The 24,282-nt window shown below is 73.7% G+C and carries 24 protein-coding genes; 18 read left to right on the top strand and 6 right to left on the bottom strand.

What is annotated here, in order from left to right; all coding sequences use genetic code 11:
• The first annotated feature begins 11 nt into the window (after positions 1-11).
• The 13 genes from nadC to ACFP6A_RS00170 all read left to right on the top strand — a co-directional run bounded on the left by nadC (position 12) and on the right by ACFP6A_RS00170 (position 15,212).
• On the top strand, positions 12-899 hold the full coding sequence (gene nadC, locus ACFP6A_RS00230; protein WP_379600652.1) for a carboxylating nicotinate-nucleotide diphosphorylase: 888 nt from the start codon (positions 12-14) through the stop codon (positions 897-899).
• 126 nt (positions 900-1,025) lie between these two features.
• A complete protein-coding gene (locus ACFP6A_RS00225) occupies positions 1,026-2,699 on the top strand; it encodes a methylmalonyl-CoA mutase (protein ID WP_379600650.1) in 1,674 nt (557 codons plus the stop codon).
• A gap of 74 nt (positions 2,700-2,773) precedes the next feature.
• Entirely contained in the window at positions 2,774-4,024 is a 1,251-nt protein-coding gene (locus ACFP6A_RS00220) for an amidohydrolase (RefSeq protein WP_379600649.1), read from the top strand.
• A gap of 107 nt (positions 4,025-4,131) precedes the next feature.
• Complete coding sequence (locus tag ACFP6A_RS00215; RefSeq protein WP_379600648.1) at positions 4,132-5,226, top strand: BMP family protein; 1,095 nt, start codon at positions 4,132-4,134, stop codon at positions 5,224-5,226.
• Positions 5,227-5,334: 108 nt separating this feature from the next.
• Positions 5,335-6,897, top strand: a complete 1,563-nt coding sequence (locus ACFP6A_RS00210; RefSeq protein ID WP_379600646.1) for an ABC transporter ATP-binding protein — start codon at positions 5,335-5,337, stop codon at positions 6,895-6,897.
• On the top strand, positions 6,894-8,141 hold the full coding sequence (locus tag ACFP6A_RS00205) for an ABC transporter permease (protein ID WP_379600644.1): 1,248 nt from the start codon (positions 6,894-6,896) through the stop codon (positions 8,139-8,141). The genes ACFP6A_RS00210 and ACFP6A_RS00205 overlap by 4 nt, the downstream gene beginning before the upstream one ends.
• Positions 8,138-9,430, top strand: a complete 1,293-nt coding sequence (locus ACFP6A_RS00200) for an ABC transporter permease (protein ID WP_379600642.1) — start codon at positions 8,138-8,140, stop codon at positions 9,428-9,430. The genes ACFP6A_RS00205 and ACFP6A_RS00200 overlap by 4 nt, the downstream gene beginning before the upstream one ends.
• 2 nt (positions 9,431-9,432) lie before the next feature.
• Positions 9,433-9,837, top strand: coding sequence for a cytidine deaminase (locus ACFP6A_RS00195; RefSeq protein WP_379600640.1), 405 nt, complete (start codon positions 9,433-9,435; stop codon positions 9,835-9,837).
• On the top strand, positions 9,834-11,123 hold the full coding sequence (locus tag ACFP6A_RS00190; RefSeq protein WP_379600639.1) for a thymidine phosphorylase: 1,290 nt from the start codon (positions 9,834-9,836) through the stop codon (positions 11,121-11,123). The genes ACFP6A_RS00195 and ACFP6A_RS00190 overlap by 4 nt, the downstream gene beginning before the upstream one ends.
• A gap of 130 nt (positions 11,124-11,253) precedes the next feature.
• Positions 11,254-13,440, top strand: a complete 2,187-nt coding sequence (locus tag ACFP6A_RS00185; RefSeq protein WP_379600638.1) for a S8 family serine peptidase — start codon at positions 11,254-11,256, stop codon at positions 13,438-13,440.
• 58 nt (positions 13,441-13,498) lie between these two features.
• Positions 13,499-13,894, top strand: coding sequence for a cupin domain-containing protein (locus tag ACFP6A_RS00180; RefSeq protein WP_379600637.1), 396 nt, complete (start codon positions 13,499-13,501; stop codon positions 13,892-13,894).
• Positions 13,891-14,088 carry a hypothetical protein gene (locus ACFP6A_RS00175; RefSeq protein ID WP_379600636.1) on the top strand — a complete coding sequence of 66 codons (198 nt, stop codon included), beginning with the start codon at positions 13,891-13,893 and terminating at the stop codon, positions 14,086-14,088. Before ACFP6A_RS00180 ends, ACFP6A_RS00175 begins: the two co-directional genes overlap by 4 nt.
• Positions 14,085-15,212 (top strand): adenosine deaminase, encoded by a 1,128-nt coding sequence (locus tag ACFP6A_RS00170; protein WP_379600635.1) that lies wholly within the window; start codon positions 14,085-14,087, stop codon positions 15,210-15,212. Before ACFP6A_RS00175 ends, ACFP6A_RS00170 begins: the two co-directional genes overlap by 4 nt.
• On the opposite strand, the gene ACFP6A_RS00165 is transcribed toward ACFP6A_RS00170, so the two are convergent.
• On the bottom strand, positions 15,194-15,865 hold the full coding sequence (locus ACFP6A_RS00165) for a uridine kinase (RefSeq protein WP_379600634.1): 672 nt from the start codon (positions 15,863-15,865) through the stop codon (positions 15,194-15,196). The genes ACFP6A_RS00170 and ACFP6A_RS00165 overlap by 19 nt on opposite strands.
• A gap of 37 nt (positions 15,866-15,902) precedes the next feature.
• Between ACFP6A_RS00165 and deoC the strand changes: the two genes are divergently transcribed.
• The 4 genes from deoC to ACFP6A_RS00145 all read left to right on the top strand — a co-directional run bounded on the left by deoC (position 15,903) and on the right by ACFP6A_RS00145 (position 18,319).
• On the top strand, positions 15,903-16,559 hold the full coding sequence (gene deoC, locus ACFP6A_RS00160) for a deoxyribose-phosphate aldolase (RefSeq protein ID WP_379600632.1): 657 nt from the start codon (positions 15,903-15,905) through the stop codon (positions 16,557-16,559).
• Between the two features lies 1 nt (position 16,560).
• Positions 16,561-17,160, top strand: a complete 600-nt coding sequence (locus ACFP6A_RS00155; protein ID WP_379600630.1) for a PH domain-containing protein — start codon at positions 16,561-16,563, stop codon at positions 17,158-17,160.
• Between the two features lie 5 nt (positions 17,161-17,165).
• Entirely contained in the window at positions 17,166-17,345 is a 180-nt protein-coding gene (locus tag ACFP6A_RS00150) for a hypothetical protein (protein ID WP_379600628.1), read from the top strand.
• A gap of 254 nt (positions 17,346-17,599) precedes the next feature.
• On the top strand, positions 17,600-18,319 hold the full coding sequence (locus ACFP6A_RS00145; protein WP_379600626.1) for an HAD family hydrolase: 720 nt from the start codon (positions 17,600-17,602) through the stop codon (positions 18,317-18,319).
• A 78-nt stretch (positions 18,320-18,397) separates the two neighbouring features.
• On the opposite strand, the gene ACFP6A_RS00140 is transcribed toward ACFP6A_RS00145, so the two are convergent.
• From ACFP6A_RS00140 to ACFP6A_RS00130, 3 genes are read right to left on the bottom strand one after another with little or no spacing between them, the layout of a single operon-like run.
• Complete coding sequence (locus ACFP6A_RS00140) at positions 18,398-20,152, bottom strand: phospho-sugar mutase (protein ID WP_379600624.1); 1,755 nt, start codon at positions 20,150-20,152, stop codon at positions 18,398-18,400.
• Positions 20,149-20,988: a purine-nucleoside phosphorylase gene (locus ACFP6A_RS00135; protein WP_379600622.1), complete on the bottom strand. Its 840-nt coding sequence runs from the start codon at positions 20,986-20,988 to the stop codon at positions 20,149-20,151. The genes ACFP6A_RS00140 and ACFP6A_RS00135 overlap by 4 nt, the downstream gene beginning before the upstream one ends.
• A 35-nt stretch (positions 20,989-21,023) precedes the next feature.
• Complete coding sequence (locus ACFP6A_RS00130; protein ID WP_379600620.1) at positions 21,024-21,473, bottom strand: gamma-glutamylcyclotransferase family protein; 450 nt, start codon at positions 21,471-21,473, stop codon at positions 21,024-21,026.
• Positions 21,474-21,517: 44 nt separating this feature from the next.
• Between ACFP6A_RS00130 and ACFP6A_RS00125 the strand changes: the two genes are divergently transcribed.
• The gene (locus ACFP6A_RS00125; protein WP_379600618.1) at positions 21,518-22,957 is read left to right on the top strand and encodes an NAD(P)H-quinone dehydrogenase; all 1,440 of its coding nucleotides are present in this window, start codon (positions 21,518-21,520) and stop codon (positions 22,955-22,957) included.
• Between the two features lie 206 nt (positions 22,958-23,163).
• Here the strand turns inward: ACFP6A_RS00125 and ACFP6A_RS00120 are convergent, their stop codons facing one another.
• Positions 23,164-23,679 carry an LppA family lipoprotein gene (locus ACFP6A_RS00120; protein WP_379600616.1) on the bottom strand — a complete coding sequence of 172 codons (516 nt, stop codon included), beginning with the start codon at positions 23,677-23,679 and terminating at the stop codon, positions 23,164-23,166.
• A complete protein-coding gene (locus ACFP6A_RS00115) occupies positions 23,676-24,191 on the bottom strand; it encodes an LppA family lipoprotein (RefSeq protein ID WP_379600614.1) in 516 nt (171 codons plus the stop codon). Before ACFP6A_RS00115 ends, ACFP6A_RS00120 begins: the two co-directional genes overlap by 4 nt.
• Between the last annotated feature and the right edge of the window lie 91 nt (positions 24,192-24,282).

The following is a 24,282-nucleotide window of genomic DNA, read 5'->3' as shown; positions in this document are numbered from 1 at the left end:
GGGGTGGTGGGGTGAGCCGGCTGTCGGTGACGACGTCGACCGCGCTGACGGACGCCGGGCTCGACCCGGCCGCCGTGGAGGCCGTCGTGGCCGCGGCGCTGGCCGAGGACCTCGCGCTCGGGCCGGACGTGACCACCGACGCCGTGGTACCCGAGGACGCCGTCGGCACCGGTGACGTCGTCCCGCGCGCCCCCGGCGTCCTGGCCGGCCTGCCGGTGGCCGCCGCGGTGCTGGACGTCGTGGGCGGCGGCGCGGTGCAGGTCACCCTCACCGGCCGGGACGGCGAGCCCGTCTCCCCAGGCCAGGCCGTGCTCACCGCCACCGGGCCGCTGCGCTCGCTGCTCACCGCGGAGCGCACCATGCTCAACCTGCTCGGCCGGCTGTGCGGGGTGGCCACCCTCACCCGGACCTGGGTGGACGCCGTGGCCGGCACCGGGGCGGCGATCCGGGACACCCGCAAGACCACTCCCGGGCTGCGCGCGCTGGAGAAGTACGCGGTCCGCTGCGGGGGAGGCACCAACCACCGGATGGGCCTCGGCGACGAGGCGCTGGTCAAGGACAACCACGTGGCGGCCGCGGGAGGCGTCGCGGCGGCGCTGGCCGCGGTGCGGGCCGCCGCTCCGGGCGTCCCCGTCGAGGTCGAGTGCGACACCGTCGAGCAGGTCCGGCAGGCGGTCGCCGCCGGCGCCACGCTCGTGCTGCTGGACAACATGACGGTGGAGGACATGCGCGCCGCGGTGCAGGTCGCCCGGGCAGCGGGAGGGGTTCGCCTCGAGGCCAGCGGCGGGCTGCGGCTGCAGAATGCCCGTGACGTCGCGGCCACCGGGGTGGACTACCTGGCCGTCGGGTCGATCACGCACTCCGCGCCGACCCTGGACCTCGGCTTCGACCTGCGCTAGCACCGCCCGGGTTCGCACACCTACTGGTCGTAAAACCGGGCTGCTGGAGGCCGGATCACCGCCACTGGGTGCGCGAACCCGGCTGGGCGTGGGGGAGCAGGACGGCGCGGACTAGCCTGCGACGCTATGGCAGACGTGACTCAGGCGGCACAGACGGCCGAGACGGTCCCCGAGCCGAACGCCGGCGACCCCACCCCGGGGCGTGCTCCCGCGGCCGACCCGCGCACCAGCACCGAGTCGGGGCTGCCGTTCCAGCCGGTGTACCGGCCGCAGGACCTCGACGGCTGGGACCCGCAGGTCAAGCTCGGCGAGCCGGGCTCCTACCCCTACACCCGCGGCGTGTACCCGACGATGTACACCGGCCGGCCGTGGACGATGCGCCAGTACGCCGGGTTCGGCACCGCCCGGGAGTCCAACGAGCGCTACCACCAGCTGGTGCGCGCGGGCACCGGCGGGCTGAGCGTCGCCTTCGACCTGCCGACCCAGATGGGCTACGACTCCGACGACCCGATCGCGCACGGCGAGGTCGGCAAGGTCGGTGTGGCCATCGACTCCCTGGACGACATGCGGCTGCTGTTCGACGGCATCCCGCTCGACGAGGTCTCGACGTCGATGACCATCAACGCCCCGGCGAGCGTGCTCCTGCTGCTCTACCAGCTCGTCGCCGCCGAGCAGGGGGTGGACCCCGCCCGGCTCACCGGCACCATCCAGAACGACGTGCTCAAGGAGTACATCGCCCGCGGCACCTACATCTTCCCGCCGAAGGAGTCGCTGCGCCTGGTCAGCGACTCCTTCGCCTACTGCGCCACCGAGATGCCGCGCTGGAACACCATCTCCATCTCCGGCTACCACATGGCCGAGGCCGGGGCGACGCCCGCGCAGGAGATCGCCTTCACCCTGACCAACGCCCGCGAGTACGTCCGCGCCGCGCTCGCCGCCGGCCTGCGGATCGAGCAGTTCGCGCCGCGGCTGTCCTTCTTCTTCGTCGCCCGGACGTCGCTGCTCGAGGAGGTGGCGAAGTTCCGCGCCGCCCGGCGGATCTGGGCCCGGGTGATGAAGGAGGAGTTCGGCACCGACGACCCGAAGTCGCAGATGCTGCGCTTCCACACCCAGACCGCCGGCGTCCAGCTCACCGCCCAGCAGCCGGAGGTCAACCTCGTCCGGGTGGCCCTGCAGGGTCTCGGCGCCGTCCTCGGCGGCACCCAGAGCCTGCACACGAACTCCTACGACGAGGCGATCGCCCTGCCGACCGAGAAGGCGGCCCGCCTCGCCCTGCGCACCCAGCAGGTGATCGCCTACGAGACCGACGTCACCAAGACCGTCGACCCGTTCGCCGGCTCGTACGTCGTCGAGCGGATGACCGACGACCTCGAGGACGCGATCGTCGCCCTCATGGACGCCGTGGAGGAGCGCGGCGGTGCCGTCGCCGCGATCGAGCAGGGCTTCCAGAAGACCGAGATCGAGCGCTCCGCGTACCGGATCAGCCAGCAGATCGACTCCGGCGAGCGGGTCGTCGTCGGGGTCAACCGGTTCACCGTCGAGGAGGAGGAGCCCTACGAGCCGCTGCGGGTCGACCCGGCGATCGAGGCCGAGCAGCGGGAGCGGCTGGCCCGGCTGCGCGAGGAGCGGGACGGCGACGCCGTCCGGGAGGCCCTGGCCCGCCTGCAGGAGGCCGCCCGCGGCACCGACAACGTGCTGTACCCGATGCGGGACGCGCTCGCGGCCCGGGCCACCGTCGGCGAGGTGAGCCACGCGCTGCGGGAGGTCTGGGGCACCTACGTGCCGCCGGACGCCTTCTAGCCCACGTCCAGCCCACCGGCCGCCCACCGGCCACCCACCGGCCGCGAGCCGGCAGCGATACCGTGGCCGGCATCGTGGAGACCGACGACACCCTCACCGACCTGCTCGCCCCGCACCTCGACGCGCTGGTGGCGTTCCGCCGCGACGTGCACGCCCACCCCGAGGTCGGGCGCTCGGAGACCCGCACCACCGCGGTGATCGCGGACCGGCTGCGGGCCGCCGGCCTCGAGCCGCTGCTGCTGCCCGGCACCGGCCTGGTCTGCGACATCGGGGACCCCGCTGCACCGGCCGTCGCGCTGCGCGCCGACATCGACGCCCTGCCCGTGCAGGAGGAGACCGACCTGCCGTTCGCCTCGACGGTGGACGGCGTCGCGCACGCCTGCGGGCACGACGTGCACACCACCGCCGTCCTCGGCGCCGGGCTGCTGCTCGCCGACCTGCACCGGGCCGGCCGGCTGCCCGGACGGGTCCGGCTGATCTTCCAGCCGGCCGAGGAGTCCACGCCCGGCGGCGCCCTGGACGTCATCGCGGCCGGCGGCCTGGACGGCGTCCAGCGGGTGTACGCGGTGCACTGCGACCCGGCCACGGACGTCGGCCGGGTCGGGGTGCTCGTCGGGCCGATCACCTCGGCGTCCGACCACGTCCTGGTCCGGCTGCGCGGGGACGGCGGGCACACCTCCCGCCCGCACCTGACCGGCGACCTCGTCTTCGCGCTGGCGAAGGTCGCCACCGAGGTCCCGGCCGTGCTGTCGCGTCGTCTCGACCCGCGCTCCGGGGTCGCCCTGGTCTGGGGGCGGATCACCGCCGGCGGCGCCGCCAACGCCATCCCGCGGCACGGCGTCCTCGAGGGCACGCTGCGCTGCCTGCGCCAGGAGGCCTGGTACGAGGCCGGCGAGCTGCTGCCCCAGGTGGTCCGCGACGTCACCGAGCCCTACGGCGTGCGTGCCGAGGTCGAGCACACCCGGGGCGTGCCGCCGGTGGTCAACGAGGCGGCCAGCGTCGCGCTGCTGGAGGCCGCCGTGCGTGAGGAGCTCGGCGAGGAGTCCCTGGTGCCCACCGAGCAGTCGCTCGGCGGCGAGGACTTCGCCTGGTTCCTCGAACGGGTGCCCGGCGCCCTGGCCCGGCTCGGCACCCGCACCCCTGGCGGGCCCACCTACGACCTGCACCGGGGGGACTTCGTCGCCGACGAGCGTGCGGTGGCCGTCGGGGCCCGGCTGCTGGCCGCGGTCGCCGTCCGGTCGGCGGCCTCGCTGAGCGGGACCGAGGGGGTCCCGGACGCCGTCACCGGCCCCGTGGGGGGCGCCCTGCCGGTCGCAGATCGATAACGTTCCTGCTCTTCGGGACCGAGGTCCCGGTCAGCGGACCGTCGGAGGACCTATAGTCCCGAGCGCTGATGCCGGGACACCTCCCGGTCGGTTACACAGGAGGCAACGTGAAGAAGATCGTGCGGGCCACGGCGCTCGCCGGGGCCCTGGCCCTCGCCCTCGCGGCGTGCGGCGAGGCCCCCGAAGAGGACAACGGCGACGCCGGCGGGACCACCGGAGGCACCGAGACCACCGCTGCGGCGTCGGACTTCCAGGGCTGCATGGTCACCGACTCCGGTGGTGTGGACGACCGGTCGTTCAACGCCAGCGCGTGGGCGGGCCTGCAGGCCGCGGAGGAGGAGCTCGGCATCGACGTCAAGTACGTCGAGTCCAACACCGAGACCGACTTCACCCCGAACGTGCAGCAGATGGTCTCCGACGACTGCGGGATCATCATCACCGTCGGCTTCCTCCTCGGTGACGCGACGGCCGAGGCGGCCCAGGCCAACCCGGACGAGCGGTTCGCGATCGTCGACTTCCAGTACGAGGAGCCGATCGAGAACGTCAAGCCGCTCATCTTCGACACCGCCCAGGCGTCGTTCCTCGCCGGCTACCTGGCCGCCGGGATGACCGAGACCGGCACGGTGGCGACCTTCGGCGGCATCAACATCCCGACCGTGTCCATCTTCATGGACGGGTTCGCCGACGGAGTCGCCCACTACAACGAGGTCAAGGGCACCGACGTCGAGCTGCTCGGCTGGGACAAGGAGGCGCAGGACGGTTCGTTCACCGGTGACTTCCAGAACCAGGCGAACGGCCAGAACCTGACGAACAACTTCATCCAGCAGGGCGCCGACATCATCATGCCGGTCGCCGGCCCGGTGGGCCTGGGTGCCGCTGCCGCCGCTCAGGAGGCCGACGGCGTCAAGATCATCTGGGTGGACACGGACGGTTACGAGTCGGCGTCGCAGTACGCGCCGCTGTTCCTGACCTCCGTCGTCAAGGAGATCGACAACGCCGTGCTCGAGGCGACCCGTCAGGCGGTCGACGACGAGTTCACCGGCGAGCCGTACGTCGGCACCCTGGAGAACGAGGGCGTCTCCATCGCCCCGTTCCACGACTTCGAGGACGACGTGCCCGACGAGCTCAAGACCGAGCTCGAGGACCTGCGCCAGCAGATCATCGACGGCGAGATCACCGTCGAGTCGCCGAGCTCCCCGTAGTCCGCAGTCCCCTCGCACCACCCGTCCGGGGAGAGCGGCCACGCTCTCCCCGGACGGCCTGTCCCCAGGGGGCACGACGGAGTGCCCGACGATCAGGAGGTCACCCCGGTGAAGCTGGAGCTGCGGGGTATCACCAAGCGCTTCGGGGCGCTCACCGCCAACGACTCGATCGACCTGGTCGTCGAGCCCGGCGAGATCCACTGCCTGCTCGGGGAGAACGGCGCCGGCAAGAGCACGCTGATGAACGTGCTCTACGGGCTGCTGCACCCTGACGAGGGCGAGATCCTCGTGGACGGCGAGGTCGTCCACTTCGAGGGGCCCGGCGACGCCGTCGCCGCCGGCATCGGCATGGTGCACCAGCACTTCATGCTCATCCCCGTCTTCACCGTCGCCGAGAACGTCATGCTCGGCTTCGAGCACACCCGCAGCGGCGGGCTGCTCGACCACGCCGCGGCCCGGGAGGAGGTCCGCCGGCTCTCCGAGCGGTTCGGCCTGGACGTCGACCCGGACGCCGTGGTCGAGGACCTCCCGGTCGGCGTCCAGCAGCGGGTCGAGATCATCAAGGCCCTGGCCCGGGACGCCAAGGTGGTCATCCTCGACGAGCCGACCGCGGTGCTCACCCCCCAGGAGACCGACGAGCTCATGGGGATCATGCGCGACCTCAAGGCGTCCGGGACGTCGATCGTCTTCATCACCCACAAGCTGCGCGAGGTGCGCGCCGTCGCCGACCGGATCACGGTCATCCGCCGCGGCAAGGTCGTCGGCACGGCGAGCCCGGAGACCTCCGAGACCGAGCTCGCCTCGATGATGGTGGGACGGACCGTCGAGCTCACCGTGCACAAGGAGGAGCACCGGCCCGGGGACGTCGCGCTCGCCGTCGACGACCTCGTCGTCCGCAACGACCTCGGCAACAAGGTCGTCGACCACGTCTCGTTCGACGTCCGGGACGGCGAGATCCTCGCCGTGGCGGGCGTCCAGGGCAACGGCCAGACCGAGCTGGCCGAGGCCGTCCTCGGTCTGCAGGACGACGTCTCCGGCTCGATCCGGCTGCACGGCGAGGAGCTCGTGGGCCGCCCGATCAAGGAGATCATCGACCTGGGGGTGGGTTTCGTCCCCGAGGACCGCTCGCACGACGGGCTGATCCCCAGCTTCTCGGTCGCCGAGAACCTCGTGCTCAACACCCACGACCGCCCGCCGTTCGCCTCCGGCCTGGTGTACTCCCCGAGCACGGTGCGGGCCCGGGCCACCGAGCTCGTCCAGGAGTTCGACGTCCGCACCCAGAGCGTCGACGACCCGGCCTCCGCGCTGTCCGGCGGCAACCAGCAGAAGCTCGTCGTGGCCCGGGAGATGTCCCGCCCGCTGAAGCTCTTCGTCGCCTCCCAGCCCACCCGCGGCGTCGATGTCGGCTCGATCGAGTTCCTGCACAACCGGATCGTCGCCGAACGGGACCGCGGCACCCCGGTGCTCATCGTGTCCACCGAGCTCGACGAGGTGCTCGCCCTCGCCGACCGGATCGCGGTGATGTACCGGGGACGGTTCGTCGGCATCGTCGGACCCGACACCTCCCGCGACGTCCTCGGCCTGATGATGGCCGGCGTCCCGCTCGAGGAGGCCCGTCAGCAGGCCGGCGCGGCGCCCGCCGCCCGCCCCACCACCGGAGGTGCGCTGTGAGCCACGCCGCCCCGCAGGACCAGGAGCAGGAGCCGGGCCCGGCTGAGCCGGCACCGACCGTCGAGCAGGCAGACCGCCGCCGCGGCGTCCTCGACGGCGCCGTCCTCACCCTGCTGTCGATCGTGCTCGCGCTCGTCGTCAGCGGCGTGCTGATCGCGATCGCGGACCCGGACGTCCAGGAGTCCGCCGGGTACTTCTTCTCCCGCCCGACGGACATGCTCAGCGCCGTCTGGCAGTCGGTGAGCTCGGCCTACGCCGCGATGTTCCGCGGCGCGGTGTTCGACCCCGGTGCCGGGTCGGTCACCGGGGCGATCCGGCCGCTGACCGAGTCGCTCGTCGTCTCGGCCCCGCTCATCGCCGCCGGTCTGGCCGTCGGCCTGGCGTTCCGCGCCGGCCTGTTCAACATCGGCGCCGAGGGCCAGATCATCCTGGGCGCGGTCGGCGCCGCCTACGTCGGCTACGCCGTCGACCTGCCGGTGGTCCTGCACCTCGTCGCCGCACTGCTGGCCGCGCTCCTGCTCGGCGGGTTGTGGGGCGGCATCCCGGGCATCCTCAAGGCCAGGACCGGGGCGCACGAGGTCATCACGACCATCATGCTCAACAACATCGCCCGGTTCCTGCTGGCCTGGCTGCTGAGCACCGCCGCGTTCCAGCGGCCCGGACGCAACGACCCGATCAGCCCGCCGGTCGAGGAGACCGCGGAGCTGCCGCTGCTGCTGGGCAGCTGGTCGCGCCTGCACCTCGGCTTCGTGCTCGCCGTGCTCGCCGCGCTCGCCGTGTGGTGGCTGCTCGGGCGCAGCACGCTCGGGTTCAAGTTGCGGGCGGTCGGCGCCAGCCCGTCCGCCGCCCGGACGGCGGGCATCCGCACCGGCACGATGACGTTCGCCGCCATGGCCATCGCCGGATCCCTCGCCGGGCTCGCCGGCGCCTTCCAGGTGCTCGGCACGGAGAAGTCCCTCACCGGCGGCATCTCCGCCGGCATCGGCTTCGACGCCATCACCGTCGCGCTGCTCGGCCGGGGCAACCCGTTCGGCATCGTCGCCGCCGGCATCCTGTTCGGCGCGCTGCGTGCCGGCGGGGTGACGATGCAGGCCCGGACCGGGACCCCGATCGACATCGTCCTCGTCGTCCAGTCCCTCATCGTGCTGTTCATCGCCGCACCGCCGCTGGTGCGCGCGATCTTCCGCCTGCGCACCCGCGGCGGGCTGGGCTCCATGCAGATCTCGAAGGGGTGGAGCGCATGAGCACCACGACGACGACACCGACGTCCCCGGCGCCCGCCCCCGCCGTCGAGGACACCAAGCCGCCGACCTGGAAGATCCCGGTCACGCTGTGGGTGTTCGGTGCGCTCGCCCTGCTCGTGTTCGGCCTGGGCTCCGAGTCCGGCGCGCGCAGCACCTTCGGCATCTCCACCGGCGGGGACTTCTTCCAGATCCCGCCGGCGTCCCTGCCGACCCAGCTCACCGCGATCGTCATGTCGCTCGTCATGCTGGCCCTGGCCGGCGTGGCGACCGGCTACGTGCTGCGGCGGCGCCAGGTGCCGTTGTGGGTGCCGATCGGGTTCGCCGCGCTGTTCCTGCTCGCGTTCCTCGTGTGGGCGGTCGAGGGCAACCAGATCTCGTTCACCGGGCTGCTCGCCGGCTCGCTGCTGCTGTCGACGCCGCTGGTCTTCGGTGCCCTGGGCGGCGTCCTGTGCGAGCGGGCGGGTGTCATCAACATCGCCATCGAGGGTCAGCTGCTCGCCGGTGCGTTCCTGTCCGCGGTCGTCGCCAGCGTCACCGGCAACCTGTGGCTCGGTCTCGCCATGGCCCCGGTCGCGGGCCTGCTCGTGTCCGTCGTCCTCGCGGTGTTCGCGATCCGCTACGTCGTCGACCAGATCATCGTGGGCGTCGTCCTCAACGTGCTCGTCATCGGCCTCACCGGCTTCTTCTACAGCCGGCTGCTGTCCCCGCAGGCCGACACGTTCAACCAGCCCGGCACCTTCCGGCCGATCGCGATCCCGCTGCTGTCGGACATCCCGGTGCTCGGCCCGGTGCTGTTCGAGCAGTCGATCATCGTCTACCTCATGTACGTCGCGGTGATCGCCGTCCACGTGGCGCTGTTCAGGACCCGCTGGGGCCTGCGGGTGCGGGCAGTCGGCGAGCACCCGACCGCCGCCGACACGGTGGGCATCAAGGTCAACCGGATCCGGGTGCAGAATGTGCTGCTCGGTGGGTTCGTCGCCGGTCTGGGCGGCGCGTTCTTCACCCTCGGGTCGGTGGGTGCGTTCGGCCGGGAGATGACCGCCGGCCAGGGGTACATCGCCCTCGCGGCGATGATCTTCGGCCGGTGGAGCCCGACCGGTGCCCTGGCCGCGGCGCTGCTGTTCGGGTTCGCGAACAACCTCCAGGGCGTGCTCGGCATCATCGGCACCCCGATCCCGAGCGAGTTCATGCTGATGGCTCCCTACCTGGCCACCTTGTTCGCCGTCGCCGGCCTCGTCGGCCGGGTCCGCGCCCCCGCCGCCGACGGCCAGCCCTACGTGAAGAGCTGACGATGCAGCCCGAGGACGTCGACTGGCCGGCCCTGCGCCGCACCGCGCGAGAGCTCATGGAGCGCGCCTACGCGCCGTACTCCGGCTTCCCGGTCGGGGCGGCGGCGCTGGTCGACGACGGCCGGGTCGTCGCCGGCTGCAACGTCGAGAACGCGGCCTACGGCGTCACCCTGTGCGCCGAGTGCGGGCTGGTCTCCCAGCTGCACGCCACCGGCGGCGGGCGGCTCGTCGCCTTCACCTGCTGCGGCCAGGACGGCCAGGTGCTGATGCCCTGCGGCCGGTGCCGGCAGCTGCTGTGGGAGGCCGGTGGCCCGGACCTGCTCGTGGAGACCGTCCGGGGGATCCGCCCGATGACCGAGGTGCTGCCCGACGCCTTCGGTGCCCACGACCTGGAGGAGCACTCGTGAGCGAGCCGTTCGACGCCGTCGACGTGATCCGGGCCAAGCGGGACCGCCGCGAGCTCTCGGACGCCGAGATCGACTGGGTCGTCGACGCGTACACCCGCGGTGTCGTCGCCGACGAGCAGATGGCCGCCCTGGCGATGGCGATCCTGCTCAACGGGATGTCGCGGCGGGAGATCTCCCGCTGGACGGCGGCGATGATCGCCTCGGGGGAGCGGATGGACTTCTCCGGACTGTCCCGCCCGACGGCGGACAAGCACTCCACCGGCGGCGTCGGCGACAAGATCACCCTGCCGCTGGCGCCGCTCGTCGCGTCGTTCGGGGTGGCCGTGCCGCAGCTGTCCGGCCGCGGCCTCGGGCACACCGGCGGCACCCTGGACAAGTTGGAGTCCGTGCCCGGCTGGCGGGCCGAGCTGAGCACCGAGGAGATCCTCGCCCAGCTGGAGGACGTCGGCGCCGTGGTCTGCGCGGCCGGTGCCGCACTGGCCCCCGCCGACAAGAAGCTCTACGCGCTGCGTGACGTCACCGGCACTGTCGAGGCGATCCCGCTCATCGCCAGCTCCATCATGAGCAAGAAGATCGCCGAGGGCACCGGGGCGCTCGTGCTCGACGTCAAGGTGGGGTCGGGTGCGTTCATGAAGGACGTCGAGGACGCCCGTGAGCTGGCCCGCACCATGGTCGACCTGGGCACCGACGCCGGGGTGCGCACGGTCGCGCTGCTCACCGACATGGCCACCCCGCTCGGCCTGACCGCCGGCAACGCCCTCGAGGTCCGCGAGGCCGTCGAGGTGCTCGCCGGCGGCGGGCCGCCGGACGTCGTCGAGCTCACCGTCGCGCTCGCCGCGGAGATGCTCGCCGCGGCCGGCCGGGACGACGTCGACCCGGCCGAGGCGCTCCGCGACGGCCGGGCGATGGACACCTGGCGGGCGATGATCCGCGCCCAGGGCGGCGACCCGGACGCCGAGCTGCCCCGGGCCCGGGAGACCCACCACGTGCTCGCGCCCGCCGACGGCGTCCTCGGCCGGCTCGACGCGCTCGCCGTCGGCGTCGCCGCGTGGCGGCTCGGCGCCGGCCGGGCCCGCCAGGGCGAGGCCGTGCAGGCCGGCGCCGGGGTCGAGCTGCACGCCAAGCCGGGTGCCGTCGTCCGCGGGGGTGAGCCGTTGCTGACCCTGCACACCGACACCCCCGAGCGGTTCGAGCGGGCCGTCGCCGCCCTCGAGGGCGCCTACGACGTGCTGCCCGAGGGGGACCGGCCGCTCGAGCAGCCGCTGGTCATCGACCGCATCGCCTGAGCGACGTCGTCGCCGCACAGACCTTCCCAGCAGGCGGCGCGGGCCTTACCGTGAGCGACGCCGTAGGGCACCGTCGTCGGGGGTCGTGGAGAGCGACGAACGGTGCCTCCCACCCACGAGGAGGACCACAGTGGCCCATCGTCCTGCGCGCCGGCTCACCGTCATCGCGGCGTCGTCGGCGCTTGCTCTCGCCGTCACCGGCGGCGCCCTGACCGGCGCCACCGCTGCACCCGGCGGCGGCCGGGGCGCCGACGCGACGACCGACGCCCCAGGGCGCGGCGGCGTCGACTCCGGCAGTGCCGTCATCCAGCTGGCCTCCGCGCCGCTGACCACTTCCGACCGGACGCGCCCCGCCCCCGGCAAGAAGATCGACTTCAGCAGCGACGCGGTGCGCTCGGAGCGCGCGCGGCTGGCCGCCGAACGCAACGCGGTCAAGAAGTGGCTGCGCCAGAACGCCCCCAAGGCCACGGTCACCGGGGAGTTCGACGTCGCCGTCCACGCGCTGTCGGTCCAGCTGAACGGGACGTCGCTGGAGACCCTGCGGTCCGCGCCCGGCGTCGCCTCCGTCGACTACCAGGCCACCTACGTGCCGCTGGCCCACGAGGACCCCGACCTCGGCCTCATCGACGCCCCCGAGGCCTGGGCCGCGGCCGGGGTCGCCGACGGGCTCGCCGGTGAGGGGGTCAAGGTCGGGGTCGTCGACTCCGGCATCGACCCGACGCACGAGTGCTTCGACGGCGACGACGACCCGGCGACCGCAGAGGGGTCGCGCATCGTCGAGGCCAAGGTCTTCCACATGCGCGCCAAGCAGCAGCGGTACTCCCCGGTCCCCACCCAGGACAGCCACGGCACCCACGTCGCCGGCACGATCGGCTGCGACGCCCACACCCCGGCCTCGGTGGCCGGAGCCGAGGTGGACTACGCGCCGTCCGGTGTGGCACCCGGGGTCCTGCTGGGCAACTACAACGTGTTCCCGGCGGACGTCGCCAGCGCCCGCAGCGAGGACATCCTCGACGCGCTCGACGCGGCGGCCGAGGACGGCATGGAGGTCATCAACATGTCCCTGGGCGGCGGCGCCTCCGGCGTCCAGGACCTGCTGACCGTCGCGGTCGACAACCTCGACCGGGCCGGCATCGTCGTGGCGGTCGCGGCCGGCAACGACGGTCCCGGCGAGTACACCGTCGGGTCCCCCGGCTCGGCCGAGCGGGCGCTGACCGCCGGGGCGTCGTCCGTCGGGCACTTCGTGGCGCTGCCGCTGACCGGGGTCGGCGAAGCGCCGGGTAGCACGGTGAATACCGCGGCCGGGGACTTCCCGGTGCCCGAGGAGCCGATGACGGGGACGCTGGTGCCAGTGCTCGCCGGCGGTGCGCTGGGCCTTGGCTGCTCGGAGTCCGATTTCACCGGCCTGTCCTCGACGGTCGCCGACATCGCCGTGGTCAAGCGGGGTGCGTGCACGTTCTCGCAGAAGGTCGCCAACGCCAAGGCCGCCGGCGCCGACGCCGTGGTGGTCGTCAACAGCGTCGCGGGCGACCCGACCGCGATGGGCCGCAGCGCCGGGTTCGACGACGAGCTGCCGGCGGTGATGGCCGGCCTCGCCGACGAGGCGGCCCTGTCGCAGGCCGACGCCAGCGTGACCCTCGGCACCGACCTGGAGTACGTCCAGACCGGCAACGACAACATCATGGCCGGGTTCTCCAGCCGCGGACCGACCGACGTCGACTACCGGGTCAAGCCGGACGTCGTCGCGCCCGGGGTCAACGTGCTCTCCTCGGTCCTCGGCAACGAGTGGGCCTTCTACCAGGGCACGTCGATGGCCACACCGCACCTGGCCGGCATGGCCGCCGCGGTGATCGACGCGTGGACGGAGCGCGGTCGGTCGTTCACCGCCGAGCAGGTGCGCTCCGCCGTGGTCAACACCGCGGTCGAGGGCGTGCTGCTCGATGCCGCCACCGGCACGAGCACCGTCAGCGACGCCAACCTCGTCGGCGCCGGTCTGGGGAACCTGGCGAACGCGGTCGACGCCCCGGTGACGCTCAGCCCGGTGAGCACCTCGTTCGGTGCCGTGCCGCAGCGCAGCAGCAAGCCGCTCACCCGCACGGTGACGGTCACCGGCTGGGACGGCGCGCCGCCGGAGATCACGGTGGAGGGCGAGGGCTTCTCCCTCGTCGGCACGCCGAGCGTGGGCGGCAGCACCGCGACCGTCACCGTCGCCTTCGACCCAGGGCAGGCCGACGGCGGTCACGCCCAGGGGGTGCTGCGCGTCGGCGTGGGCGATGGCGAGGTCGCGCACAGCGTGCTGTACGCGTTCGTCAAGTGACTCACGGCGAGGGCGGGCCCGGGAGACGGGCCCGCCCCCGCCGCCTACAGTGGGCGGCGTGCCCCAGCTGATCACCGCGCCCCACCGCGTCCCGGTGCCGGGCGGCAAGGTCATCGACGAGTTCGTCGGCCGCGTCGTCACCGGCACCGACGCGGTGTCCATCGCGGTCATGGCCGCCCCGCCGGGCTGGGACGAGCCCGCCCAGCGGCCCGACTTCGACGAGGTCACCGTCGTCCTGGACGGCGAGGTGAGGGTCGAGCACGACGGCGGCACGACGGTTGTGCCCGCCGGCCAGGCCGTGCTGACCCGCGCCGGCGAGCGGGTCCGGTACTCCGTCGGCCCGGACGGCGCCCGCTACGTCGCGGTCTGCCTGCCGGCGTTCTCCCCGCAGACCGCGCACCGCGACGACGACACCGGACCTGACACCGGACCCGATACCCAGGAGGAGCAGTGAGCGAGGACTTCGCCAACCCCGCCGACGTGGCCGAGCAGCAGGAGGAGGTCGAGCCGGACACCGTCGACCCCGAGCGCCCGGTGGCCGCCGACGACGACGTCGAGGTGCCGGACGACGCCAACGAGGCCGACGTGCTCGAACAGCACCAGGAGGTCCGCGTCGAGGACCTCGACGACGAGGACGACGGGGAGTGACGGCGGCCGACGTCCTCGCCCGCGCCCCCAAGGTGCTGCTGCACGACCACCTCGACGGCGGGCTACGCCCCGCCACGGTCGTCGAGCTCGCGGCCGACGTCGGCCACACCCTGCCGGCGAGCGAGCCCGACGCCCTCGGCCGGTGGTTCCGCGACGCCGCGGACTCCGGCTCCCTGGAGCGCTACCTCGAGACGTTCGCGCACACCGTCGCGGTGATGCAGACGCCCGACGCGCTGCGCCGGGTGGCCCACGAGGCGGTGGTCGACCTGGCCACCGACGGGGTGGTCTACGCCGAGGTCCGGTACGCCCCCGAGCAGCACCTCGAGCGCGGGATGACCCTCGAGGAGGTCGTCGCCGCGGTCCAGGAGGGTCTGCGCTCCGGTGAGCGGGACGCGGCCGCCGCCGGCCACCGGATCCGGGTCGGCACCCTGCTCACCGCGATGCGGCACGCCACCCGCGGCCGGGAGATCGCCGAGCTCGCCGTCGCCCACCGGGACGTCGGCGTCGTCGGGTTCGACATCGCCGGCGCGGAGGCCGGCTTCCCGCCGTCCCGGCACCTCGACGCCTTCCGGTACCTGCACGAGCAGAACTTCCCGTTCACGATCCACGCCGGCGAGGCGTTCGGGCTGCCGAGCATCTGGGAGGCCGTCCAGGTGTGCGGGGCGGACCGGCTCGGTCACGGCGTCCGGATCGTCGACGACATCCAGCCCGCGGACGACGTCCAGGCACCGGACGACGTCCCGCCGGCTCCGGACGACGTCTCGGCCGGCCGGTCCGGCGTCCGGCTCGGCCGTCTGGCGGCCTGGGTGCGGGACAAGCGGATCCCGCTGGAGATGTGCCCGACGTCGAACGTGCAGACCGGCGCGGCCACCAGCGTCGCCCAGCACCCCATCACGCTGCTCAAGGACCTGCGGTTCCGGGTCACGCTCAACACCGACAACCGGTTGATGTCCGGTACGTCGATGACCCGGGAGATGCAGCTGCTCGTCGACGAGGCGGGCTGGGACCTCGAGGACCTGCGCTGGGTGACGATCAACGCGGCGAAGAGCGCGTTCCTGCCGTTCGACGAGCGGCTGGCGCTGATCGAGGACGTCGTCAAGCCCGGTTACGCCGCGCTCGCCTGAGCCCGCAGCGCGTGGATGTGCGCCTCGGCCGCCGGTGGGGACAGCCGCCGGCAGCCCAGTGACGCCCAGTGCGCGACGAGCCGCGGCTCGTCGCGCATGAGCGCCAGCCCGCGGCGCAGCAGCGTCCACGGCGGCTTGCGGGACTCGGCGAGGTCGCGGCCCAGCCGCCGCCAGAACGTCAGCGCCGGCCGCTGATCGAGGCACACGGCGTCGGCGAGGATGCCGGCCTGGCGGCACCGGTCGACGAGCTGGGCGGCGAAGATCCCCTCGGCGAGCAGCAGCGGGCTGCCGTCCACCTCCAGGTGGGTGACCCCGGTGCGCCGTGACAGCGAGATGTCGTACACCGGCACCTGCGCCCGCCGCCCCGCGCACAGGTCGAGCAGACAGTCCATCGCCGCGTCCGCGTCCCAGCTGCGCGGGTCGTCCCAGTCCACGATGCCGAACCGGCGCGGCAGCGGGGCCTGCGGCCGGTCGTCGTCGACGTCCCGGTAGAAGTCGTCCAGGGCCAGCACGGGCAGCCCGAGACGACGGGTCAGCGACGTCTTGCCCGACCCGCTCGGCCCGCACAGCAGCACGACCCGGGTGCTCGGGTGCGGCAGACGGTGGGCGGGCTCGTCGAAGAGCCCGGGCTGGACGGCGTCCGGGTCGGTCACGGACGGCCATCCTGCCAGCGGGTGACAGACTGGCGGCATGACCACCCGCGCCGAGGTCGCCCGCATGGTCGACCACACCCTGCTCAAGCCGGAGGCCACCGCCGAGGACGTCGCCGCCCTCGTCGAGGAGGCCCAGCGGCTCGGCGTCCTCGCCGTCTGCGTGTCCCCCTCGATGCTGCCGCTGGCGGACACCGGCGACCTCGTCGTCGCCACCGTCTGCGGCTTCCCCTCCGGCAAGCACACCTCGACGGTCAAGGCGACCGAGGCGGCCGAGTCGGTGCAGCGCGGCGCCGACGAGATCGACATGGTCATCGACCTCGGCGCCGCCCGGTCCGGCCGCTGGCAGGACGTCGAGGACGACATCGCCGCGGTCCGACGGGCCGCGCCCGCCCCCACCGTGCTCAAGGTCATCATCGAGTCGGCGGCGCTGGACGACGAGCAGATCGTCGCCGCGTGCCGGGCCGCCGAGGCCGCCGGCGCCGACTTCGTCAAGACCTCCACCGGTTTTCACCCCGCCGGCGGGGCCAGCGGGCACGCCGTCGCCCTCATGCGGGAGACCGTCGGGGAGCGGCTCGGCGTCAAGGCCAGCGGCGGCATCCGCACCGCCCAGGACGCCCGGATCATGCTGGACTCCGGCGCCTCCCGGCTCGGCCTGTCCGCCTCTGCGGCGGTGCTCGAGGGGTTCAGCGACTGACGTGGAACCGCTCGTCTACCGGCCGACGTTCGTCCGGGTGCTGTCCGTCATCACCTGGGTGCTGCTCGCGGTCGGGCTCGTCGTCACGACGGTGCAGGACCCGGTCGCCGGGCTGTACTGGGCCCCGGTCATCGCCTTCGTCGCGGTCGGCGTCCTCACGCTGTTCTGGCGGCCGGCGGTCGAGGTGGACGACGAGGCGGTGACGGTCCGGAACCTGGTCCGGGACACCCGCATCCCCTGGCCACGGCTGGACGCCATCGACACCCGGTACTCCCTCACCCTGTTCGCCGGGGACCTGCGCGTCGCGGCGTGGGCGGCGCCCGCCCCGGGTCGCTCGCAGGCGCTGCGGCAGAGCCGGTCCGAGGCGGCGGCCCTGCAGTCGCTCGGCACCAACCTCCAGCACGGCCTGCGCTCGAGCGCCGTCCCGAACAGCGACTCCGGCGGCGCGTCGCTCATGGTCCAGGCCCGCTGGGAACGCGCCCGGATGGCGGGTCCGCCACCTGGCGACCCGCCGCCCGTGCAGCGCACCTGGGCGGTCGGCGTCATCGTCGCACTCGTCGTGACGTTCGCGGCCAGCGTCGTGTCCGTCCTGCTGGGCTGACCGCGATGCACCCGCCTACGTCGTGGGTCGAGCCGGACCACGAGGTGGGCTTCGCCCGCCTGCTCGATGCACTCGGCACCGGCGCCCCGTCGGTGGCCGAGGACACCGTCGGGCTGGCATCGGTGGTGCGGGCGCTGCGGGTCACGCTCACGGCCAGGGCGGCGACGAGAGGAGCACACGCATAATCAGCAGGCACCGTCTGCTCGTCGACGACGCCTACCCGTGGGACGATACGCCCGCGGACCGGTGGGAGCAGGTGTACGAGGCGTTCGCGCCGCTCGGGTTGGAGGTGCTCGACGCAGCGTTGCTCTCGAACCTGCTGCGCCCGGTGGTCGAGCGCACCGTGCGCCGCGACGCTTGAGCTGTACGAGCATGAGGCGCTGACCATGGACGACAACGGTGCGGCGCGTCCTCGCCGTCGCCGTGACAGAGGCGTACCGTGACACGCGCGACGGGTCCCCGCGCCGTGCTGCTCGACCTTGACGGCACCCTGCTCGACCACGACGGGGCAAGCCGCAGCGCCCTCCTCGCGGCGCTGGAGGGGAGCGACCTGCCGCACGAGACGGACGTGGATGTCCCCCTGGCACGTTGGCGGGACCTCGAGACACAGCACTTCCAGCGCTACCTCGAGGGTGAGCTGACCTTCCAGGAGCAGCGTGTGGAGCGCACGCGCGAGTTCCTCGCCTCCTACGGTGTGCGCGATCGCGACCAGCGGGCACTGCTGGAGTGGTTCGATCGCTACCGGAGGCTGTACGAGGACGCCTGGCGTGTCTTCGACGACGTGCATCCCTTCCTGCAGGCGGCCGCCGCGCTGGACAACCCGCCGACGCTCGCCGTGGTTACGAACGGTGACCTCGACCAGCAGGCCTCCAAGCTCGCGAGGGTGGGCCTCGACGGGATCGCCCTGCACACGTCGTCCGAGCTGGGCGCCAGGAAGCCGGACGCCGCCGTCTTCCACCGCGTCTGCGACGTCGTGCGCGTCCAGCCCGCCGACGCGTGGTTCGTGGGTGACAACCGCGAGGTAGACGCGGAGGGCTCCGAGCGTGCCGGGCTCCACGGCATCTGGCTGGACCGCGGCGGCGGCACCACGCAGCGGGGGCACCCGTCCCGCGCCGACTCGCTCACGGACGTGATCGACTGGATGAGAGACGAACAGTGAGCACCCACCCCGCTCGGCGACCTCCCGGTGTCCCCGTCTCTTCGACGATCCGGATGGAGTCTCGGCTGACCGCGCCGCTCACGCGTCCTGCAGGCCGAGGGCGGCCGCCATGTCCGAGCGCAGCGCCGCCAGCCGGCCGGCGGCCTCCTCGCGGGCGGCGGCGAGCCCGTCCCCGCCACCGTTGTCCTCGCCGGCGACCGGCACGACCGCCTCGAGGTAGCACTTGAGCTTCGGCTCGGTGCCGCTCGGCCGGACGATGACCCGGTCCCCGGCCGCGGTGAGGTAGCGCAGCGCGTCGGTCGGCGGCAGCCCGCCGTCCCCGGCGGCCAGGTCGTCGGCGGTGACGACCCGGTGGCCGGCCAGCGTCGCCGGTGGCGTCGCCCGCAGCCGGGCCATCGCGTCGGTGATCAGGGACAGGTCCGCGACCCGCACGGACAGCTGCCCGCTGAGGTGCACGCCGTGCGTCCGCGCCAGGTCGTCGAGCAGGTCGAGCAGGCTGCGGCCCTGCGCCTTGAGCACGGCGGCGGCCTCGGCGACGAGCACCGCGGCGGAGATGCCGTCCTTGTCGCGCACCGCGTCCGGGTCCACGCAGTACCCGAGCGCCTCCTCGTAGCCGAACCGCAGTCCCGGCACCCGGGAGATCCACTTGAACCCGGTGAGGGTCTCCACGTGCGCGATCCCGTGCGCCGCGGCGACCCGGGCCAGCAGCCGCGACGAGACGATCGAGTTGGCGTACACGGCGCCCTCGCCGACCCCGCGGCGGGCGATGTGCTCGCCGAGCAGGGCGCCGACCTCGTCGCCGTGCAGCATCCGCCAGCCGCCGGTCTGCTCCGGCCCCCGCGGGTCCCGGACGGCGACCGCGCACCGGTCGGCGTCCGGGTCGTTGGCGATGACGAGGTCGGCGCCGCGCTCGCGGGCCGCGGCCAGGGCCAGGTCGATCGCCCCCGGCTCCTCGGGGTTGGGGAAGGCGACCGTCGGGAAGTCCGGGTCCGGCTCGGCCTGCTCCGGGACGACGTAGGTGCGGCCGAACCCGGCCCGCCCCAACGCCTCGACGACGCTGTCGCCGCCCACGCCGTGCAGCGGGGTCAGGACGATGTCGAGGTCGCGCGGTCCGCCGGGCGCCGCGACGCCCGCGGCCGCGTCGAGGTAGGCGTCGTGCACCTCCTCGTCCAGGGTGACCCAGCCGTCGTCCGGGCGGTACACGTCGGCGACGGCACGGACGGCGGCGATGGCCGCGGCGATCTCCTGGTCCGCCGGCGGCACGATCTGCGAGCCCTCGTGGCCCTCGCCGCCGAGGTAGACCTTGTAGCCGTTGTCCTGGGGAGGGTTGTGGCTCGCGGTCACCATCACCCCGGCGTGGCAGCCCAGGTGCCGGACGGCGAACGCCAGCACCGGGGTGGGCAGCGGCCGGGGGAGCACCATCGCATCGATGCCGGCGCCGGCCATCACCGACGCGGTGTCCCGGGCGAACTCGTCCGAGCGGTGCCGGGCGTCGAAGCCGACGACGACCCGGCCGGTGGGCCGGTGCCCCGAACGCTCCTGCTCGGCGTCCAGGCGGGCGTTGAGGTAGGCGGCCAGCCCGGCGGCGGCCCGGATCACGACGGCCCGGTTCATCCGGTTCGGCCCGGCCCCCAGGGCGCCGCGCAGCCCGGCGGTGCCGAACTGCAGCAGGCCGGCGAACCGGTCGGCGAGGTCGGCGGCCGCCGCGGCGTCCCCGGCCTCGGCGCGGGCCAGAACCTCCTGCAGCTCGGCCCGGGTGAGCGGGTCCGGGTCGTCGTCCGCCCAGGCGCGGGCGGCGTCCAGCAGGCCGGCGTCGGGGGAGGCGCCGCTCACCGCACGGCCTCGCGGACGACGTCGGCGAGCAGGGCGCCGATCCGAGGGGCGGCCTGCCGGCCGGCGTCGATGACCTCCTGGTGGCTCAGCGGCTGGCCGCCGACCCCAGCGGCGAGGTTCGTCACCAGCGAGATGCCGAGAACCTCGAGCCCGGCCTGCCGGGCCGCGATCGCCTCGAGCGTCGTCGACATCCCCACCAGGTCACCGCCGAGCACCCTGGCCATCGCCACCTCGGCGGGCGTCTCGTAGTGCGGGCCGCGGAACTGCACGTACACGCCCTCGGGCAGGTCGCCGTCCACGCCGTGGGCGAGGCCGCGCAGCCGCGCCGAGTACAGGTCGGTGAGGTCGACGAACGTCGCCCCCTCGACCGGCGAGGTGGCGGTGAGGTTGAGGTGGTCGCGGATGAGCACCGCGGTGCCGGGCGTCCACTCCGGCCGCAGCGACCCGCAGCCGTTGGTGAGGACGACGAACCGGCAGCCGGCGGCGGCCGCGGTGCGGACCCCGTGGGCGACCGCCCGGACGCCCTTGCCCTCGTACAGGTGCGTGCGGGAGCCGAGGACGAGCGCGCGGGCCCCGCTGTCCCCCACCGCGATCGAGCGGATCGTGCCGACGTGTCCCTCGACCGCCGGGGGCGGGAAGCCCGGGACCTCGGGTGCCGGCAGCTCGGCGACGGTCTCCCCGAGCAGGTCGGCGCCGGCGGCCCAGCCGGACCCCAGGACGAGGGCGACGTCGTGCCGCTCGGCGCCCGTGCGCTCGGCGACGACGGCCGCCGCGGCGCGGGCGACGTCCAGCGGGTCGGTCGCCGGGTCGGACAGGTCGGGGGCGCGGGCGGTCATGAGCAGGCAGGCTAGTGGTCGGACGCCGGAGCCGATCAGCCGACCGAGCGGCAGGGCAGGTTCTGCAGCCAGGTGACGTAGTCGGCCGGGGCGCCGGCTGCCTCCGCCGCCTCGGCGAGCATCCCGACGTACAGCGCACTGGGCAGCCCGCCCTCGTAGTCGTCCAGGACGTAGAGCCAGGCGACCTCCTCGCCGTCGAGGGTGGACACCCGCACCTGCACCTTGCGGTACAGGCCGATGTCGACGCCCTCCCAGCTGTCCAGGACGGCGACGTCGGCGTCCGACATCTCCCACAGCGCCACGTACACCCGCGCGCTCGGGTCCTCCACGACGGTGGCCAGGGCGCCGTCCCAGCCGAGGTTCTCGGCGCCGAAGGTGAGCCGCCAGCCGGTCAGCCAGCCGGTGCCGTGCAACGGCGAGTGCGGCGCCCGGTGCGCCATCCGCTCCGGGTGCATGTTCGAGCCGTAGGCCGCGTACAGCGCCATGGGCGCAGACCCTATCGGCGCGCGACCGGGCACAATGGCCGCCGATGCCCGACACCACGAGCCCCCGCCCCGCCCCCCGCGTCGTCGTCCTCGGCGGCGGACCGGGCGGGTACGAGGCCGCCCTCGTCGCCGCACAGCTCGGTGCCGACGTCACCGTCGTCGAGCGCACCGGCGTCGGCGGGGCCGCGGTGCTCACCGACGTCGTGCCGTCCAAGACCCTCATCGCCACCGCCGAGGTGATGACTCTCGTCGACGACTCCGTCGAGCTCGGCGTCCGGTTCCCCGACAGTCCCGGCGGCGACACGGACGCCGAGAGCTCGGTGTCCGTGGACCTCGCCCGGGTCAACGAGCGGGTCAAGCGGCTGGCACTCGCCCAGTCCCAGGACGTCCACCGCCGCCTGGAACGGGACGGCGCTCGCGTCGTCCGGGGGCAGGGCCGGCTCGACGGACCCGAACGGGTCGTCGTGGACCTCGCCGACGGGGGCACCGAGACCTTCACCGCCGACGTCCTGCTGGTCGCCGTCGGCGCCCACCCGCGCCGGCTGCCGGCCGCGATGCCGGACGGCGAGCGGATCCTCACCTGGACCCAGCTGTACGACCTCGACACGCTGCCCGAGCGGCTCGTCGTCGTCGGGTCCGGGGTCACCGGGGCCGAGTTCGCCTCCGCCTACGAGGCACTGGGCGCCGAGGTGGTCCTCGTCTCCAGCCGCGAGCACGTGCTGCCGGGCGAGGACGCCGACGCCGCCGCCGTCATCGAGGACGTGTTCCGCCGCCGGGGGCTGACCGTGCTGAACCGGACGCGGGCGCAGCGGGTCGAGCGCCGCGGCGAGGGGGTCGTCGTCACCCTGGACGACGGTCGCACCGTCGAGGGGTCGCACTGCCTGATGGCAGTCGGGTCGATCCCGAACACCGAGGGGATCGGCCTGCAGGAGGCAGGGGTCGCGCTGTCGGCGTCCGGGCACGTCGAGGTCGACGGGGTGTCCCGCACCTCCGCCCGCGGGGTCTACGCAGCCGGGGACTGCACCGGCGTCCTGCCGCTCGCCTCGGTCGCCGCGATGCAGGGCCGGATCGCGATGTGGCACGCGCTCGGTGACGCCGTCGCCCCGCTGGACCTCGGCCGGGTGGCGGCGAACATCTTCACCGCACCGGAGATCGCCACGGTCGGGGTGACGCAGGCCGACGTGGAGAGCGGCCGCGTCCCCGCTGAGATGATCAAGTTGCCGCTGGCGGGCAACCCCAGGGCGAAGATGCAGGGCATCACCGACGGGTTCGTCAAGCTGTTCTGCCGGCGCGGGGTCGGCACCGTGCTCGGCGGGGTGGTGGTCGCGCCGCGGGCCTCCGAGCTCATCCACGCGGTGACGCTGGCGGTGGAGCACCGGTTGTCGGTGGACCAGGTGGCGCAGTCGTTCACCGTCTACCCGTCGCTGTCCGGGTCGGTCGCCGAGGCCGCCCGCCGCCTGCACGTCCACCCCGCCCCTCGCTGACCCCGCCCCCCCCGACCACGCTCCCCCACTGCCCCCCCACCACTGTCGCCCTCACCACCCCCCTCCGTGATCATGCAATCCCGCCACCCTCACGACGCGGTGCCTGCCTCCGGAATGCTGGGTTGCTGGCGCGACACGCCAGCCAGAACGGTGACGGCGCAGCATTCTGTGAGGGGGTGTGGTCGCCTACTCGGCGTACTCAAGTGTCATGTCCGCGGGTGGCAGCCGGTGGTGGCGCCGAGGACGAGGTTGGTGGAAGAGCCGAGGTCGACGATGGCGCCGTCGTCCCGGGAGATCATCAGGGTGTGTCCGCCGGGCTGGTCGCGAATCACCGACGGGGGGTGGAAGCCGTGCTCGCCGGTGACGGTGGTGACCGCCTGTTCGACGAGGTCCCACTCCTGGTCGCTGACCCCGCCGTCGATGATCCAGGAGTCGCTGTCCCTCACCATCCCGTCGTTGCCGGGGAAGTCCCGGCAGCCGGAGGCGCTGTCGACTTCCTCACGTCGCCAGTCCTGGGGGCCGATCGCGGCGTCGATGGCGTCGCGGATCTCGGTGAGCATCTCGTCTTGTGCCGCGGTGGCCTCCTCGATGGAGGGCCGGGCGGCCAGCTCGGCGCGCAGCTCGGCCTCGGTCGGCTCGTCGGTGCCCATCGCGCACGCTCCTAGCGTCAGGACCGCGGCGGTGGCCAGCACGAGCCCGGTGCACGGCCGTGCGCGTGTCATGTCCGCGGATGGCAGCCGGTGCGTGCGCCGAGGACGAGGTTGAGCTCGGTGCCGAGGTCGACGGTGGCGCCGTCGTCCCGGGAGATCATCAGCACGTGGTCACCGGGACGATCGAGGATCACCTCGGGGGGGTGGAAGCCGTGCTCGCCGGTGACGGTGGTGACCGCCTGCTCGACGAGGTCCCATTCCTGGTCGCTGACCCCGCCCTCGATGATCCAGGAGTCGCTGCCCCGTTTCATCCCGTCGTTGCCGGGGAAGTCCCGGCAGCCGGAGGCGCTGTCGGCTTCCTCACGTCGCCAGTCCTGGGGGCCGATCGCGGCGTCGATGGCGGCGCGGATCTCGGTGAGCATCTCGTCTTGTGCCGCGGTGGCCTCCTCGATGGAGGGCCGGGCGGCCAGCTCGGCGGCCAGCTCGTCCTGGGTCGGCTCGTCGGTGCCCATCGCGCACGCTCCTAGCGTCAGGACCGCGGCGGTCGCCGCGGCCGTCATCGTCCGGGTCAGTCCTCGTCCCATGGCACCTCCCGATACCCGCTGGAGACGACGTCTCCCCCGCCCGCGCCGTCGGGGTGGACCTGCTGGTCGCGCAGCCCCGGCCGCGGGTAGC

The organism is Quadrisphaera sp. GCM10027208 (assembly GCF_042658805.1).
Taxonomy (GTDB): Bacteria; Actinomycetota; Actinomycetes; order Actinomycetales; family SCSIO-59966; genus SCSIO-59966.
This window is presented reverse-complemented; position numbering and strand designations above follow the sequence as displayed.

Excerpts from the sequence above, each read along its gene's own strand:
- ACFP6A_RS00130 (WP_379600620.1), bottom strand. The coding sequence starts at position 21,473 with ATGGCGCTGTACGCGGCCTACGGCTCGAACATGCACCCGGAGCGGATG.
- ACFP6A_RS00195 (WP_379600640.1), top strand. The coding sequence starts at position 9,433 with ATGCAGCCCGAGGACGTCGACTGGCCGGCCCTGCGCCGCACCGCGCGA.
- ACFP6A_RS00115 (WP_379600614.1), bottom strand. The coding sequence starts at position 24,191 with ATGGGACGAGGACTGACCCGGACGATGACGGCCGCGGCGACCGCCGCG.
- ACFP6A_RS00225 (WP_379600650.1), top strand. The coding sequence starts at position 1,026 with ATGGCAGACGTGACTCAGGCGGCACAGACGGCCGAGACGGTCCCCGAG.
- deoC (WP_379600632.1), top strand. The coding sequence starts at position 15,903 with ATGACCACCCGCGCCGAGGTCGCCCGCATGGTCGACCACACCCTGCTC.
- ACFP6A_RS00135 (WP_379600622.1), bottom strand. The coding sequence starts at position 20,988 with ATGACCGCCCGCGCCCCCGACCTGTCCGACCCGGCGACCGACCCGCTG.
- ACFP6A_RS00200 (WP_379600642.1), top strand. The coding sequence starts at position 8,138 with ATGAGCACCACGACGACGACACCGACGTCCCCGGCGCCCGCCCCCGCC.
- ACFP6A_RS00150 (WP_379600628.1), top strand. The coding sequence starts at position 17,166 with ATGCACCCGCCTACGTCGTGGGTCGAGCCGGACCACGAGGTGGGCTTC.
- ACFP6A_RS00125 (WP_379600618.1), top strand. The coding sequence starts at position 21,518 with ATGCCCGACACCACGAGCCCCCGCCCCGCCCCCCGCGTCGTCGTCCTC.
- ACFP6A_RS00120 (WP_379600616.1), bottom strand. The coding sequence starts at position 23,679 with ATGACACGCGCACGGCCGTGCACCGGGCTCGTGCTGGCCACCGCCGCG.